Here is a 16,460-nt window from a genome sequence, read left to right on the forward strand (position 1 = left end):
GTATTTCGGTTATTAAAACCTTTAATCAGTCCGTGTATTATTTTAAAAATTTTTATACATCGATTATGAACTACAAAGAGTTCGTGCACAAATATTCGATATCGTGGGAAAACGGGTATTCGATTTTTCTCGCGCTCATTAAAGCGGGCTTTTTATTTCTGCTGCCTGCCGCTCTTTTGATAGCCGGAAGTGCGACGCTCGATGCGCGTTTTTTTTACAGCTTTGTATTTTACCTAGCCTTTGCACCGGTTACTTACACCATGCTGATAAAAATCATGTACTCAAATACCTTTCATCAACGGTCGAACGATGCGCTCAACCGTATTGAAGATATTTTGCAGGCGTCGCTGACCGAAGAACCCGAAAAGTCCGTGCTGCCCGAAAAATACGATATAGAATTTAAGGACGTGGTGTTTTCTTATAAAACGGAAACGGCAGGAGCTGCGGAAACGGACACGGGGAACACAAACCCCGGCAGCGATAAAATGCCGCAAACCGCCGATCGCCCCGCTGTGAACGGCATCAGTTTGTACATCCCCGAACATTCACTTACCGCGCTCGTCGGTCCCTCAGGCGGCGGCAAAACGACACTCGTCAATTTGCTCGGCCGCTTTTGGGAAATTGATTCGGGTTCAATCAGTATCGGCGGCGTCGATATCCGCGATATTAAAACAAGCGATCTTTTGCACACCGTCGGCTTTGTGTTCCAAGAAAATAAGCTTTTTAAAGAAAGCATTTTTGAAAATATCCGCTACGGCAAAAAAGATGCGAGCCGCGAAGAAGTGACGGAAGCCCTCCGCAAAGCCGAGTGCATGGATATCATCGAAAAACTGCCTGCCGGTATAGACACCGTGTACGGTACCAAAGGCACATACGTTTCAGGCGGAGAAGCGCAGCGGCTTGCCATTGCCCGCGCGCTTTTGCAGGACGCTCCCGTCATCGTACTTGACGAAGCGACCGCCTTTGCCGACGCCGAAAATGAATACAAAATCAAAAAAACATTCGACGTGCTGCTCAAAGACAAAACCGTCATTATGATCGCTCACCGCCTTTCGTCGGTCGTCAACGCCGATACGATCTGTGTCATCGATGAGGGCAATCTTGCCGAAACGGGAACGCATGCCGAGCTGCTCGAACGCAAAGGTCTTTATGCCGGTATGTGGGAAAACTTTCGAAAAGGCATCGAGTGGAAGGTTTAATAATTAATAATTTATAATGGATAATTAGAGGATAATCGGAATCGGTAATGACTGAAAGCTTTATACCGATGTGTTATAATCATCCTGTATAAGGCGGTCGTCATGAAACAAAATAAACGGTCGCGGCTGAACGCGCGATGAAACGGTTTGCAGGATCCGGTATGCATAAATAATATTGATTATGCATATGATTTTGTGGTATAATATGCACACGGGGGATATATATGAGAACAACGCTTGATCTGTCCGATACCTTGCTTGAAGAAGCGATGACATTGACAAAAATTACGACAAAAACGGAGGTCATAACACAAGCGCTTGAAAATTTGATACAAAAAGAAAAAGTTCAAAAACTGAAAGACTATTACGGAAAACTTGATTTGAATATCGACTTAAAAACGCTGAGAAAAAGGTCATAAAATGGTACTGGTCGATACTTCCGTCTGGATAGAATATTTTAGAGGCTCTGCGCGCTCTGTCGTGCTCAAAGAGTTGATACATAATAATACGCTTTGTATCAATAATCTCGTGCTTGCCGAATTGCTTCCTTTTATTAATCTGAAAAAAGAATATGAGTTGAAACGGCTCTTGCTTGCGATTAAACGAATAGAACTTGAAATAGATTGGGACGAGATTATCGATATGCAGACCCGAAACCTGTTGCACGGTATAAACAAAGTCGGTATTCCCGATTTAATAATCGCTCAAAATGCGATCAACAATAATCTCTTTTTATTTTCGTTTGACAAACATTTCGGACTTATGCGCGATTTGTTTGCTCTTAAAATATTTACGCGAGAATAAGTCGCCGAGCTGCTCGAACGGAAGGGCTTGTACGCAAGTATGTGGGAAAATTTCCGAAAAGGCATCGAGTGGAAGGTTTAAAAAGCGGCGCACGGTTCAACACGTGGTAAACATTATTATTCTGCGGGAGAACAGGCGGTATGGTTATACACGAATACGGAAACATTGAGGCGGAAAAAATACTGGTTTTGCACCCGATGTTGCTGACCGGTGCCTTTGCGGCAAAGCTGTTTGCACCGCTGAGCGATCGGTACTGTATTATTGCGCCGGATTTGTCGGCTCACGGGCAAGCGTCTTCGAGTGAGTTTGTTTCCGCCGAAAACGAAGCTGCGCAAATCCTTTGCTATCTGAAAGAAAAGGGCTATACGGATATTGCATTGACGCTCGGCATTTCCCTGGGAGCGCGGATTGTGCTGGAACTGTTGAAGGATGACGACATACACTGGAAATGCATTGTTTTGGACGGTGCGCCGGTATACAAAAATGCCCGCTTTTTGCGCTTTGTGTATACCGCCGTCTTTTTAAGCAAATGGAAAAAGGCGCGAAAATGTAAGGGGTTTGCTCAAAAGAAAATGACCGCATTGTTCGGTGAAGCGGGCGAAGTAATGGGAAGCACGTTTGAAAGCATGGGTGAAAAAAGCCTGCGAAATATCATAGCGGCATGCAGCCGCTTCGATTTTTATCCGTATCCGAAAGATGTGCAGCAGCGTATGTATTTTGAATTCGGCAGTAAAGAAATAGATGCACGGCAAGCAAAGACGATTTTGCGCCGCTACCCTTTTGTGCATATCGCACTGCATAAAGGGTACGGGCACTGTCAGTATATGGCAGCGGGAAAAAAAGCATACCTTGCGATACTTGAAGAGCGCATGAAGCGGAAGGTTTGAATAAATTGATGATCGATAATGCGATGATATCGGTTCAAACGAGCATACAATTTACAAATTAACAATTTAAATCCCGCGTCATATATGAAGCGGTTTCATCGGTTTTTTTACCGGGACGAAACCTTTTTGCCATCCGCCCTTCCGCCGCTTGCTCACGCGCGGCGTCCTCGCTCCGCTCCGGTCGCTGCCTTCGGCACGGCTCCACGGCGGCGTAAGCCGTATCGTATTGCGAGCGTCTGTCCGCACGCGATATACTTGCCGCGTTTTATTCTTACGTTACACGTTTTCCGCGCCTTGACCAAGTATAAAAAATAATGATATATTTGAGTACTTATTTCGACATCTTATGACCTCGATAGTGATATCAGGTTGATTATATAAGGAGCATGTTCTATGTTACGGACATATCAGCCCAGCAAAGTTAAACGCAACAGAAAATTCGGATTCAGAGCGCGCATGGCGACAAAAGGCGGCCGCAAAGTTCTCGCACGCCGCCGCGCGAAGGGACGCAAAAAGCTGTCGGTCGCGGACGAAAAAAAGAAGTATTGATTTTTAGGGACGGAAGCTGCCGATGGAAGCCGCTTTGAAAAAGAAGAGCGGATTTAAACGTTCAGAACGTATAAAAAAATCCGCCTCTTTTAAAGCGCTTTTTAAAAACGGAAAGCGAACGGGTATTCCGGGCGCAAAGCTGTTTTATGCAAAAAATGGATTGCGCGTAAATCGCGTCGGATTTCCTTTGTCACGCGGATACGGTAACGCGGTGCAGAGAAACTTATCGAAAAGATACAGCCGTGAAGTCTATCGTTTATTAAAAGCACAGTTGAATATCGGATACGATATGCTCTTTCTATTGTATCCCGGGTGTGATTCGTTCGACGCCCGATGTGCGCAATTTCGATTATTGTGTAAAAAAGCGGGATTGATTGCGGAATGAAACAATTCCTTACGAAATTTTTCTGTCTTTGCATCCGCGCCTATCAAGTCTGTATTTCTCCGTTGTTTCCGTCGTGCTGCAGATACACTCCGACGTGTTCGCAGTATGCGATCGAAGCGATCAGAAAATACGGTCCGGGCAAGGGTCTTTTTTTCGCAATAAAAAGAATCGTTCGTTGTCATCCGTTTCATGCCGGCGGCTACGATCCCGTTCCTTAAAACGCGGCATCGCGTAATATACTGATTTTAAAATGCCGTCCATGTACGGGTGCTTTTTAAATTAATAATGTTAAAACTGATGGAGATTTACCATGGATAAAAATACTGTTTGGGCTATCGCGTTGTCGACGGTCGTGATCGGCACCTTTATGGTTTTGCAGGCTACCGTATTTGCGCCGCAGCGACAAAACGTTTCGGCAAACACGGAACAGCCGGCGGCAATTTCTGCAGATGCCCTTCCGGGAAATTCGCAAGGCGCGGCGCCCGTGCTTATCGCTTCGTCCGATGCCGAAGAAGCCGTTTCCGAGCAGAGTCTTACGATCGTGACGGATAAAATCAAAGCTGTTTTTACGAATAGGGGCGGCGATATCATCGGCTACGAATTACTGAATCACGTCGATACCGATACGAACAAAGGCGTTGAAATGGCGGACAATATTTCCGCGTTCAACCGCGCGTGCGCCGTTTCATTCGGAGATTCGAACGGCGCGATGATAAACGATCTGTTCAGCGTCGAACAGCCGGATGCGAATACCGTACTTTTTACGAAGCGCTATAACGGCTACACCTTCGGCAAGCGCTATACGTTTATCCCCGGCGAATATATGTTCAAACTTGAGGTTTTGATGCACAGCGACGAGGGCACCGTTTCACTCAACACGAACAACGCCGCTTACACGATCCGCACGGCGCCGCAAGTCGGGCCGCACTATAACCCGCGCATGAACCGCTACGATTCGCGCATGTTTATCACGTTCGACGGCAACAAAAAAAAATACGTGCAGGTCGGTACGAAACAGTTTAAACCGTATAAACGCGATTACGTATGGGCAGGCATTGCCGGAAAATATTTCGAAGAACTTTTCATTCCCGAAAAACCGGAGACGATGACGGGCGAAGCGTATTATTCTTCGCGCACGGAAGTCGGCGACTATGCGAACGCGCAAGCTTTTTTTACGCGCAAGCCTTTTTCCGGCACCGATATGGCCGATACGTATTACGTTTATTTCGGGCCGCGCAACGAAACCGATTTGCGTCTCTACAATACGGCGCAGGCGAACGGCTGGCAGCTTGAAAATGTAAAACTCGACGAATCGCTGCAGGGCTACGGCTGGCTCGGCTGGCTTGAAAAGATTCTCAAATGGGTTCTCGAAATGCTGTACAAAGTCGTTCACAACTGGGGCGTCGCGATCATCATCATGACGATTTTATTAAAACTTGCGATGTTCCCGCTGACAAGACAGCAATCGCTCGGCACGCTCAAAATGCAGGCGCTCCAGCCGAAAATAACTGAGCTGCAGACGAAGTACAAAGACAATCCTCAAAAATTACAGGCGGAAACTGCAAAACTTTACAAAGACAACGGCTACAATCCGATGAGCGGCTGTCTTCCGATGCTCTTCCAATTTTTAATAATTTTTGCGATGTACGATCTGTTTAACAATTATTTCGAATTCCGCGGTGCGTCGTTTATTCCCGGATGGATTCCCGATCTTTCGACCGGCGACAGCGTATATGCGTTCAAACGCGACATACCGTTTATCGGTTCGTTTTTGGGCAATTCGATCCGTATCCTGCCGATTATCTATCTCGCATCCCAGCTTTTGTACGGTAAAATCACGATGGTCGGCGGCACTGCGGCCGGAGCCGGTTCGAGTGCGGGACAGATGAAATTTATGATGTACGGTATGCCCCTTATTTTCTTTTTCCTGTTCTACAATGCGCCGTCCGGACTGCTTTTGTATTGGACGGTGAGCAATATCATCCAGATGGGGCAGCAGCTGATAATCAACAAATTCATGCGGCAAAAAAAAGCGGAGATCGCCGCGCAAACCGGACAATTTAAAATTGTCAAAAAAGGCAAAAAACGCTGAGCCGTATTTTATTAATCGGCTGATCGGCGGCTTTCGAAAATTGTACTTTCGGAAGTTTTAACCGCCGTTCGGAAAAAGCAAGAGGTACGTTATGATATACGAGTATGAAGGAAAAACCGAAAAAGAAGCGATCGAAAAAGCCGCGAGCGAACTCGGTCTCGAACGCGATCAGTTCGACGTGGAGATCCTTGAAACGCAAAAAAATTCGCTGTTCAAAAAAGGCTATGTAAAGATCCGCGTCAATCCGGTCGATTCTCCCGATGCGTCGCACGCGGGGAACGACAACAGAATGTATGAAACGCCTGCGAGGATCGTCGCCGATCCGCTGCCGCAGGATGAGTTCGAAAAAAAGCTGCTTGAGTTCGTCGACACGATTATCGAAAAGATGGGCTACGACGTAAAAACGGAAATCGTATTTCGCGAAGCGAAGAAAATCGGCATAAAAATGAATTCGCAGAATTCGTCGATCCTTATCGGGCGGAAGGGAAAAAACCTCGATGCGCTCCAGCTTTTGGCAAATATCTACGCCGGCCGGCTCGGCCACGAAGACGTGCGCATCATCCTCGATTCGGAAAATTACCGCATCCGCCGCGAAGAATCGCTCGTGCGTCTTGCGTACACGACTGCGGACAAAGTGCATCAGACGCACAATTCGATTTTGCTCGAACCGATGAATCCGTTCGAACGCCGCCTCATTCACACGACGCTCAACGACATCCCCGATATCGACACGAAATCGGAAGGCGACGGTCTGTACAAGCAAGTGCGCGTTCTCTATAAGGGCGTCCGTTGACGTATCCCGCCGCACGCGGTGCGATCGAAGCGGTTTGAAATTTTATTAATTTTTGATAAGGTGAAAATGCCTATGCGTAAATTGTTATTATCGTTTGCAGTGTGCTGTGTTACGATTATGTACGGAGGATGCGATCCTATGGAAAAAAGCATAAAATCGATTCAAGGAAAAGACGGAGTATTCGCCGTCATGGAAACGACGCGCGGAAACATCGTGCTTGAGCTGTATTACAAGGATACGCCGCTTACCGTCGTGAATTTCGTCGGGCTTGCCGAAGGCACGCTCGATGCGGCGAAAGGCAAACCCTTTTACGACGGACTCACTTTTCACCGCGTCATCAGCAAGGGAAACGGCGACGATCAGGATTTTATGATCCAAGGCGGCGACCCGCGTGGAAACGGCACCGGCGGCCCGGGCTATTCGTTTCCCGATGAAATCGTCGACAAATACGCATTTACTTCAGGCGGCCTCCTCGCCATGGCGAATTCCGGAGCGAATACGAACGGCAGTCAATTTTTTATCACGATCGTTCCGACGCCGTGGCTCACCGGCAAGCACACGATTTTCGGTAAAGTGCTCGAAGGACAGGACATCGTCAATAAGACAAAACAGGGCGATGTTATCAAAAAAATTACGATCGTACGGAACGGCGAAGACGCGAAAAAATTTACCGCATCGCAAAGCGATTTTAATAAATTATCCGCCGATGCGCTGAAAGCGGCCGCCGCTCGAAAAGAAGCCGCGTTCGCCGATCAAATCAAAACGATCGAAAAGAATTTTACGCATTTCAAAAAAAACGCCGACGGCATTTATTATAAAATAAAGAAAGCCGGCAGCGGCGAAAAAACGGGAAGGGGCAAAAAAGTTTCCGTCGATTACAAAGGCTATCTCATAGACGGCCGCGTATTCGATTCGTCGGAAGGCAGGGCGCCGCTTTCCTTTACGACCGCCGCGGGACAGATGATTCCCGGTTTCGACGCGATGGTGCAGGATATGAAAAAAGGCGAAAGTCGCACGATCGTCATTCCGCCCGATTTGGCGTACGGCGAGCGCGGCTACCCCGGCGTCATCCCCGAAAATGCGTATATCGCATTCGATATTACGCTGCAGTAAAGGTAAATAAAATTTGTTAATTATTAAAACGCCGTGTTTTCAAGCGCGGCGTTTTTTTATCGCCTTGTTAATCATTATTTATATAAGAGATTCATTTCCCAGAGTATTATGTCGCAGTTGTAAAAAGACGGTCGATATAATAATATAACAGTATGAAATTTGAAAAGGTCATGTTGTAACGCGCGATAATACAGCGAGTTACAACTTGTCGAAATCTCGAAAAAATCGCCGAAAGTGAGTTATTCGAGATACCCTATTTTATCTTGGACAGCAGTCGGAGGAAATATAAATGCCTATTCCAGATTTTCAGACATTTATGCGACCACTATTAGTTTCAATAGAAGATGGTAGTGAACATGATTTAAAAGACGTAAAAAAATCATTAATAAATAAATTTGAACTAACCGATGAAGAATTACAAGTAAAAATTCCAAGTCAACGCGCGTACCTTTTTGACAATCGATTGGGATGGGCAAACACATATTTAAAGAAAGCGGGACTAATTAGTTCTAAGCGACGCGGTTTTCTTCAGATCACCGAACAAGGTAAACAATTTTTATTGCAACATCCAGATCAAATCAAAGTCGCTGATTTGAAAAGCATAGATGAATTTAAAAGTTTTCATAAAGCAAAAGAATCAAATAACACGCAGCAAAATCAAGATATTGCTATTGAAGATACAGTAAAGTCACCTGAAGAAATTATTGATTCTGCATATAACCTAATATTTAATGGACTTGTAGTTGAATTATTATCAACAATTAAATCATGTTCTGCCCAATTCTTTGAAAGACTTGTTGTGGATTTACTAATAACAATGGGTTATGGCGGTTCCAGAAAAGAAGCGGGAGCTGCCATTGGAAGAACTGGGGACGGTGGCATTGACGGTATAATAAATGAAGATAAGTTGGGATTAGATTCCATATATATTCAAGCCAAACGATGGGAAAAAACAGTTCCTATAAAAGAAATAAGAGATTTTGCTGGAAGCTTACTAAGTAAAAAAGCTCGAAAAGGAGTTTTTATTACGACGTCTGATTTCCCAAAAAGTGCATATGAATTTGTAAATAGTATTGAACCTAAAATCATCTTAATAGACGGGGAAAAATTGGCCGGACTAATGATCGAACATAATGTCGGTATCTCTGTGAAAGATTCTTACGTTATTAAAGGCATTGATAATGACTATTTTGAAGAAACGTGACAAACGATTCAACCTGCCAATTCATGTCGTTACCATGACACCCTAACCCTAACACTGCCCTGTAGCCGATCGTGTATTTTATCGATATACTTACACTATTATGGATAATCGAACGAAGGCGGAAAGACTGTGGCCGCTCGTGCTGACGCTCGTCGTCGTTGCCGCCGACCAAATCACAAAATATATAGTCGTCAAAACGATACCGCCGTTTACGATCGGCTCGTCCTTTTTCGACGGCATACTGCGCATCGTACACGTATCGAATACGGGCGTCGCGTTCAGCGTCGGTGACAGCTTGCCCGATACGGCGAGGCGTTTTTTGTTTGCGATCCTTCCGCTCATCGTCATAGGCGTCGTGTTCTCCGTCTACTTCAGAAACAATACGTTTACGAAGTTGCAGCGGTGGGCGATCTGCGGCATCGTCGGCGGCGGGCTCGGAAATCTCATCGACCGATTTGCGAGATCCGAAGGCGTCGTCGACTTTATCGACGTCGATATCCCGAACATCGCAGTGCCCGGATTGTTTTCGCTTGAGCGGTGGCCGACGTTCAACATCGCCGACGCATCGATCGTCGTCTGCTGCGCCGTGCTCATCGTTTCGTTTATGAAAACGGCCGGTGCGGAAAACAGGGAAAGTCAAAATGGAAGATAATAATTATTCGGATATCGACCGCATGGAACTCGAAGCGGAAAAAAAGCGGCGCGAAGCGATTATTAAAAAAAACGAGATAAAGCGCAATACGATCCTTTTTACGATCGCAAGCTGCATCGTTCAAATCATCCTGATGCTTGCTCTGATGACGGCGCTGTACATCCTCGCCGCCGTCCTGTGCTATCGCATTTTACACTTGGAATCCGCGCTCCCGATTCAAATCGCTTCTCCGCTCGTATTTATCGGCGGGATGATTTTCGGCTTTATCCTGCATAAAAAGATCATGTATGCGATTATCGATAGATTGAATCTGTACGATAAACTGCAAAAAGGGCTCGGCGATTATTACCGTCCCCGCAAAGCGCGGCATAAAAAGCACGTTGATTATTAAATCGGGGTATCTATGAAAAAGATCGGCATTATCGGAGCCATGGAAGTCGAAGTGCGGACGCTTGCATCTTCCATGACCGGAGAAGACGGAACAGGCGATGCAGAATTAATAAAATCAGCACATCTTTCGTTTTACGACGGCATGCTTTCGGGTGTCCGCGCGGTCGTCGTAAAAAGCGGTGTCGGCAAAGTAAACGCGGCTCTCTGCGCCGAGTGCCTCATATCGGAATTCGGCGTAACGCATATCGTAAATACCGGTATCGCCGGAGCGGCTTCTTCATCTCTCGGCGTCTTAGACATCGTCGTTTCAACGGATGCGATGTATCACGATGTCGACGCGACGCGCTTCGGCTACAAACCCTGCGAAATACCGCAAATGGATACGTACCGCTTTCCTGCGGATAAAGAATTAATAACGGCTGCCGAAAAAGCGTTTGCAAAAACCGATGCGGCAAAAAAACATAGGTTGTTAAAGGGACGGGTCGCATCCGGTGATCAGTTTATCGCGAGCGGAAAAACGAAGAGACGCATAAAGGAACTGTGCGATCCCGCGTGTATCGAAATGGAGGGCGCCGCAATCGCGCATACTTGCTATGTGAACGATGTGCCCTTTGTGATCATCCGCGCCATGTCGGATGCCGCCGACGACAACGGCGGAGAAGCGATCGCATTCAACGAAAAAGCGGCCGCCGAAGAGAGCGCTGCCATCGTTATTGAAATGATGAAATTATTATAATCGGAGTGTGTACTTAAGCATCTATGAACCTTTTGGCAAAATTTAAAGAGACGGCATCTTCCGTGCTTCCCGTTATGGCCATCGTGCTCATACTCGGCGTCACTGCAGCTCCTCTCGGAAGCGATCTGCTTTTGCGATTTTTCGCCGGCGGCATTCTGCTTATCACGGGGCTGACGATCTTTTTGCTCGGCGTCGACGTCGGTATCCTTCCGCTCGGAGAGCAGGGCGGTTCGGAGCTGACAAAGCGGCGGAATCTTCCGCTCTTGCTCGGCGCGTCATTTCTCATCGGTTTTCTCGTCACCGCGTCGGAACCCGATATCCAAGTGCTCGCCGATCAGGTGCGGAGCGTTTTCCCTCTCGTAAACAAAACGCTTTTTATCTTTATGATAGCGGGGGGCGTCGGGCTGTACATCATGTTCGGACTCTTGCGCACTGTCATGCACTTGTCGCTGAAAATAATCCTCGCGATTTCATACGTCGTTATCTTTATAATGGCGTTTGCAGCTCCGCAAAGCTTTATCGGTATCGCCTTCGATTCGGGCGGAGCTACGACGGGACCGATGACGGTGCCCTTTATCATGGCGCTCGGTATCGGCGTTTCATCCGCGCGCATGAATTCGAAAGGGGGATCGAGCGATTCTCAAAGCGATAATTTCGGACTCACGGGTATGGCTTCCGTCGGACCGATCATGGCGGTGCTGCTCTACGGTTTGGTGCTTTCTCATCACGCCAGTACCGTTTCCGAAACGGCTGCAGCGGGAGCGAGCGGAGAAGCGGTGCAAGGGCTCGGCGCATTTGCCGCAGTATTGCCTCATATCGTACAGGAAGCGGCTCTTTCGCTTCTTCCCGTCGTCACTCTCTTTGTCGTGTTTCAGATTTTTTTGCTCCGCCTGCCGCCGCGTCGAGTCGCGCGTATGATCGCGGGTTTTATCTACAGCTATATCGGACTCGTTATCTTTCTCATCGGCGTCAACGGCGGTTTTATGACGGCCGGCCGGAGACTCGGGGAATTGCTCGGCATGCGTGCAGCTCAAAGCGGCGGACTGTGGACGGCACTCCTTATCGGCACGGGGCTCCTTATCGGTGCAGTCGTCGTATGCGCAGAACCCGCCGTATGGGTACTCACCGATCAGGTCGAATCGATTTCCGGCGGTACGATAAAACGAAAAGCGCTCCTCGTCTTTTTGTCGGCCGGAGCTGCGATCGCGATAGGGCTTGCGATGGTACGGGCTCTTACCGGATTCAACATCATGTACATCCTCGTACCCGGCTATGCGACGGCTCTTATATTGATGCTCTTTTGTCCGAAGCTCTTTACCGGTATCGCTTTCGATTCCGGCGGCGTCGCGTCGGGACCCATAAGTTCGACCTTTGTACTTTCGTTCGCACTCGGCGCATCACAGGCGGCCGGCGGCAGCTCCGATGCGTTCGGCGTTATTGCACTTATCGCCATGACGCCGCTTATCGCGATCCAAGTGCTCGGCCTCGTATTCCATCATAAAAAGAAGAGAGGAGAAAAATGACAGTATACAATTTAATAATCTGTATCGTTCCGCACGACGAAGGCGAGTTTATCACAAAGACTGCGGTAAGTGCGGGCGCGGGCGGCGGAACTGTTATGATGGGGCGCGGTACGACGGCGAGCGGCGTGCTGCATGCGTTGGCTCTCGGCGATATGCCCAAAGACATCGTATACATACTCGTTCCCGCAGAAAAAAAATCCGATATTGTCGGTGCGATTGCCGCCGCATCGGAAACGAAAAAGAAAAAATTCGGCGTGCTCGTTACGGCCGATGCGGCGAAATTATTAAAAACCGGAAAGGTTTCGGGAGGCGACGATTATATGGTTCAAAAGACGACACATCAGATGATCACCGTAATTGCAAATAAAGGTTATGCGGACGATATTATGGCAGCGGCGCGGAAAGCGGGAGCCGGCGGCGGCACGGTCATCAATGCGCGGGGAACGGCGACTCCGGGAGATGCGAAATTTTTCGGTATGGAAATCATCCCCGAAAAGGAGATGATATTCATCATTATCGATGCCGAAAAGCTCGACGGTGTTTTCGAAGCCGTCCGCACGCTGCCCTGCCTTGCCGAGCCCGGAAGCGGCATCGCGTTTTGCACTCCGGTCGGCGACTTTACCATCCTCGGGAAAAAATCATGAAAACCGCCGATGCCGTACTGAGTGCGCTTTCAAAGCCCGAGACGGCAGACGGTTTTATTTCAGGCGAAGCGCTTGCCGAACGCTCGGGCGTCTCCCGGCAGGCAGTGTGGAAAGCGGTAAAGCAGCTGCGTTTGCAGGGGACACGGATCGAAGCCGTGACGAACAGAGGTTATCGTCTTACGGGAGCGGGCGGTCTCCTTTCGGAAAAAGCGGTCGCTTCGCTTATCGATGAGGCGCTCGGCGCGCGCGTTTACGTCTATCAAAAAATCGATTCGACGAATACCGAAGCGAAGCGGCGTCTGGCGGAAACTTCCGACGTGCGCTCCCTCGATCACACCGTTATCGTCGCGTCTTCTCAAACGGCCGGCCGCGGGAGACTCGGACGTGCATTTTATTCGCCGGACGGTTCGGGTTTGTATCTTTCGATCATCTATGCGCCGAAGGAAAAAATCGAATCGCCTGCGCTCCTGACCGCGACGGCGGCAGTCGGCGTATGCCGCGCACTCCTTTCGGTTTACGAAGCCGATGCAAAGATCAAATGGGTAAACGATATTTTTATGCGCGGCAAAAAAGTTTCGGGCATCCTCACCGAAGGTCTTACCGATTTTGAGCGCGGCGGCATATCGTGCGCAGTCGTCGGCATCGGTGTAAATATCACGCCGCAAAATTTTCCGCGCGACATCGCAGACGTTGCGACTTCCGTGCTCGAAGACAAAGACGCGGATACGAAACGAAGCGCACTTGCAGCGGCGATCGTGAACGACGTGCTTTCGATTTACGATTCCGGCAAAAAAGGTTTTGTCCGCGCGATGGAAGAATATCGAGAGCGTTCGATGCTGACGGGAAAAACGGTGACCGTACACCCGGTTGTAGGCGGAGCGGAATCGTACGAAGCGGAAGTGTTGGACGTCGGCGAGGACGCGAAACTGATCGTAAAAACCGGAGACGGGAAAACGCGCTTTCTCGACAGCGGAGAGGTAACGCTTCATTCGCACTGACCAGGGATGCACTTCTATGATTTTAAGATCGAATCGAGCGGAATTTGTAAGCAAAGATGATGCATTCACAGACTGCACACTGCCGCCCAATTTCTGAAAAACAGTTTGTAGCCGCCGCTATCCCATAAGTCAAGAAATTCTTCATACGAATAATATCGATTTCCGCTGCGGCATTTTTTATCGATGACGGTTTTTCGCGGATTTTCGATGTTCTTTTCCTGCAGCGAGTCATACAGCATAAAGCCGTTTTCATCATATCCCAAAACCGTTACATAGTGTTGAATATGATGCACTTTTATTAAAACGATTACCGGAAAACCTTTGTCGACAGTTTGTTGAAGCCAACGTATCTTTTCTTTTTCCGTCTTGTTTTTCAAAACATATTCTTTCGTTTTTATCGCATACGAATTTAATAATTTTACGACGCCGCGCGGGAATGTGAGGTTTTTATATATTCTCCACGATATTTCGCTTGCAAGCAGCTCGGGAGAAATTTTTTCGTTTTTCAAGATATTGATGACTGCCATGACCGAATACGGGCCGCAATTATTCAATGTTTGCCGATAGAGCAGATCGGCATCGAGCGGCAAATTGCGGCTTATTTCATGATGCATCGGTTTTATTATTACGCGAGATGGGAGAGCTCTTCCGAAAATCGATAAAAATATGATTAGAAAAAGAAAAGGTATGATTGCTATTACTGCGGGTTTTATCTTCATATTAAAAAACGGGATGCGGCTCGGCATCCCGTTTGCATTTTTTTGCTTACGGACGCGCGATGATGTCCGCGAGGTGCGGGCGTTTTGCCAAATCTTTCGGCAAAAGTTCTTCGCGCGCTTTGTTGACGTATTTCGGATCTTGGAAGCTGTACGTAAACTTCGTGTGGATGTCGTACGTGCCCTTCATGAGCGCGTACGCGTCTTCGGTCATGACGAGCTCTTCATCCGTCGGGATAACGAAGATTTTCGTTTTGCTGTCGTCGGCGCTGATGCACGTTTCCGCGTTTCCGGTGTTCGACCATTCGTTTTTCTGTGCATCGATTTTGATGCCGAAATCTTCCAATCCTTCGAGGCTTTTTCCGCGCACGATCGGTGAGTGTTCTCCGATACCCGCCGTAAACACGACCGCATCCACGCGACCGAGAGCGGCTTTGTATGCGCCGATGTATTTCTTCAAGCGGTACGTAAACATTTCGATCGAAAGAGCGGCGAGTTTGTCGCCCGATGCCGCAGCGTCTTCGATGTCACGACCGTCCGTGTATTTTCCGTCCGTGATGCCGAGCAAGCCGCATTGCTTGTTGAGCGCCGTATCCATCTCTTCTGCGCTCATGCCGGTTTTGCGCATGATGTAAAACGGGAGCGCCGCATCTATATCGCCGCATCTCGTGCCCATGACGAGCCCTTCCAGCGGCGTAATGCCCATAGACGTATCGAAACATACGCCGCCTTTTACCGCGCATACCGATGCACCGTTTCCGAGATGGCAGATTATTAAATTCGTGTCTTTCGGCTGTTTGCCGAGCAGCACCGCAGCGCGTTTCGACGTGTACATAAATGACGTGCCGTGGAAGCCGTAGCGGCGCGCGTGATATTTTTCGTACCATTCGTGCGGGATCGCATACATATACGACGCTTCGGGCATCGTCTGGTGCCAGGCTGTATCCATGACGGCGCAGTGCGGAACCTTCGGCAGCACTTTTTGTGCGGCTTCGATACCCATGATATTTGCAGGATTGTGCAGCGGTCCCAAATCCTGTACTTCGCGGAACGTATCGAGCACGGCCGGCGTGATGATGACGGACTTTGTGAATTTTTCACCGCCGTGGAGTACGCGATGGCCCACCGCTCCGATAGCGCTCATGTCTTTGATGACGCCGACTTTTTCGTCGGTGATTTCTTTCATGATAAGTTCGATCGCTTCTTTGTGTGTCGGGCAGGGACTTTCGATTTTGTGTTTGTCGGCTCCGACGCAATGCGTGATGACCGAACCCGGGCGGCCGACGCGTTCTACGATACCCGTGCACAAAACGGATTTATCGTCCCAGTCGTAAACTTGGTACTTTGCGGAAGATGAACCGCAGTTAAGCGTTAGAATAACCATACTCGCTTCCTTAATAAAAAATTGTGTGTAATATTATAAAAGTATTTGCCGTTCTCCGCAAGGTATCGCCGCAGCAGTCGCGCACCGGTACCAGGAATTATGCATGAGAAACTTTAATCGTAAAAAAATGACATGTAACGTAAAAATCGGCTACACTCCCGGCAGCAGCCCTGCCGTTCACCGCGGCTGACCGTGATCGGAATCGGACTGCGCAAAATTTCTTCGAAATTTTGCTTGCCATCGGTCAGAGCGGCTCGGCGGCATTGCCGCTGCCTCGCGTTCCGCCTTTTTTATTTTATTATACGTCTCTTTCCTGTGTATACATTTTCCATGCGTAAGTCCTACCTCCGATGGCGCGCGGGATACAGGAGCGCCTACTGCGTTGTCTTTC

19 protein-coding genes are annotated in these 16,460 nt (G+C 48.3%); 17 read left to right on the forward strand and 2 right to left on the reverse strand.

All coding sequences use genetic code 11. The features are described from left to right. From JSQ97_RS06180 to JSQ97_RS06260, 17 genes are all read left to right on the forward strand, one after another. Nucleotides 1-1,199: ABC transporter ATP-binding protein (locus JSQ97_RS06180; protein ID WP_205075260.1), on the forward strand; the 1,199-nt coding region annotated here is incomplete at its 5' end. Between the two features lie 224 nt (nt 1,200-1,423). Then, complete coding sequence (locus JSQ97_RS06185; RefSeq protein WP_187385176.1) at nt 1,424-1,618, forward strand: type II toxin-antitoxin system VapB family antitoxin; 195 nt, start codon at nt 1,424-1,426, stop codon at nt 1,616-1,618. Nucleotide 1,619: 1 nt separating this feature from the next. Beyond that, entirely contained in the window at nt 1,620-2,003 is a 384-nt protein-coding gene (locus JSQ97_RS06190) for a PIN domain-containing protein (protein WP_205075261.1), read from the forward strand. A gap of 140 nt (nt 2,004-2,143) precedes the next feature. Continuing rightward, entirely contained in the window at nt 2,144-2,890 is a 747-nt protein-coding gene (locus JSQ97_RS06195; RefSeq protein WP_205075262.1) for an alpha/beta fold hydrolase, read from the forward strand. Nucleotides 2,891-3,283: 393 nt separating this feature from the next. Then, nucleotides 3,284-3,439, forward strand: a complete 156-nt coding sequence (gene rpmH, locus JSQ97_RS06200; RefSeq protein WP_016521223.1) for a 50S ribosomal protein L34 — start codon at nt 3,284-3,286, stop codon at nt 3,437-3,439. Between the two features lie 22 nt (nt 3,440-3,461). After that, nucleotides 3,462-3,824 (forward strand): ribonuclease P protein component, encoded by a 363-nt coding sequence (rnpA, locus tag JSQ97_RS06205; protein WP_205075263.1) that lies wholly within the window; start codon nt 3,462-3,464, stop codon nt 3,822-3,824. Next, entirely contained in the window at nt 3,821-4,042 is a 222-nt protein-coding gene (gene yidD, locus JSQ97_RS06210; protein WP_205075264.1) for a membrane protein insertion efficiency factor YidD, read from the forward strand. Before rnpA ends, yidD begins: the two co-directional genes overlap by 4 nt. Before the next feature lie 92 nt (nt 4,043-4,134). After that, entirely contained in the window at nt 4,135-5,916 is a 1,782-nt protein-coding gene (gene yidC / locus JSQ97_RS06215; RefSeq protein WP_205075265.1) for a membrane protein insertase YidC, read from the forward strand. 91 nt (nt 5,917-6,007) lie between these two features. Further along, the gene (gene jag, locus JSQ97_RS06220; protein ID WP_021495493.1) at nt 6,008-6,709 is read left to right on the forward strand and encodes an RNA-binding cell elongation regulator Jag/EloR; all 702 of its coding nucleotides are present in this window, start codon (nt 6,008-6,010) and stop codon (nt 6,707-6,709) included. A gap of 138 nt (nt 6,710-6,847) precedes the next feature. Next, entirely contained in the window at nt 6,848-7,822 is a 975-nt protein-coding gene (locus JSQ97_RS06225) for a peptidylprolyl isomerase (RefSeq protein WP_205075266.1), read from the forward strand. Between the two features lie 289 nt (nt 7,823-8,111). Continuing rightward, nucleotides 8,112-9,026 carry a restriction endonuclease gene (locus JSQ97_RS06230; protein WP_205075267.1) on the forward strand — a complete coding sequence of 305 codons (915 nt, stop codon included), beginning with the start codon at nt 8,112-8,114 and terminating at the stop codon, nt 9,024-9,026. Nucleotides 9,027-9,126: 100 nt separating this feature from the next. Then, on the forward strand, nt 9,127-9,678 hold the full coding sequence (lspA, locus tag JSQ97_RS06235; RefSeq protein WP_205075268.1) for a signal peptidase II: 552 nt from the start codon (nt 9,127-9,129) through the stop codon (nt 9,676-9,678). Continuing rightward, entirely contained in the window at nt 9,668-10,069 is a 402-nt protein-coding gene (locus JSQ97_RS06240) for a hypothetical protein (protein WP_205075269.1), read from the forward strand. Before lspA ends, JSQ97_RS06240 begins: the two co-directional genes overlap by 11 nt. A 12-nt stretch (nt 10,070-10,081) precedes the next feature. Continuing rightward, complete coding sequence (locus JSQ97_RS06245; RefSeq protein ID WP_205075270.1) at nt 10,082-10,804, forward strand: 5'-methylthioadenosine/adenosylhomocysteine nucleosidase; 723 nt, start codon at nt 10,082-10,084, stop codon at nt 10,802-10,804. A 23-nt stretch (nt 10,805-10,827) separates the two neighbouring features. After that, nucleotides 10,828-12,327 carry a DUF1538 domain-containing protein gene (locus JSQ97_RS06250; protein WP_205075271.1) on the forward strand — a complete coding sequence of 500 codons (1,500 nt, stop codon included), beginning with the start codon at nt 10,828-10,830 and terminating at the stop codon, nt 12,325-12,327. After that, the gene (locus JSQ97_RS06255; RefSeq protein WP_205075272.1) at nt 12,324-12,971 is read left to right on the forward strand and encodes a P-II family nitrogen regulator; all 648 of its coding nucleotides are present in this window, start codon (nt 12,324-12,326) and stop codon (nt 12,969-12,971) included. Before JSQ97_RS06250 ends, JSQ97_RS06255 begins: the two co-directional genes overlap by 4 nt. After that, nucleotides 12,968-13,969, forward strand: coding sequence for a biotin--[acetyl-CoA-carboxylase] ligase (locus tag JSQ97_RS06260; protein WP_205075273.1), 1,002 nt, complete (start codon nt 12,968-12,970; stop codon nt 13,967-13,969). Before JSQ97_RS06255 ends, JSQ97_RS06260 begins: the two co-directional genes overlap by 4 nt. Nucleotides 13,970-14,034: 65 nt before the next feature. On the opposite strand, the gene JSQ97_RS06265 is transcribed toward JSQ97_RS06260, so the two are convergent. Then, on the reverse strand, nt 14,035-14,583 hold the full coding sequence (locus JSQ97_RS06265) for a C39 family peptidase (RefSeq protein WP_239447004.1): 549 nt from the start codon (nt 14,581-14,583) through the stop codon (nt 14,035-14,037). 151 nt (nt 14,584-14,734) lie between these two features. Beyond that, complete coding sequence (locus tag JSQ97_RS06270; RefSeq protein WP_187384292.1) at nt 14,735-16,069, reverse strand: acetate kinase; 1,335 nt, start codon at nt 16,067-16,069, stop codon at nt 14,735-14,737. Between the last annotated feature and the right edge of the window lie 391 nt (nt 16,070-16,460).

This window comes from Treponema sp. Marseille-Q4523, from assembly GCF_016901105.1.
Classification (GTDB): domain Bacteria; phylum Spirochaetota; class Spirochaetia; order Treponematales; family Treponemataceae; genus Treponema_D.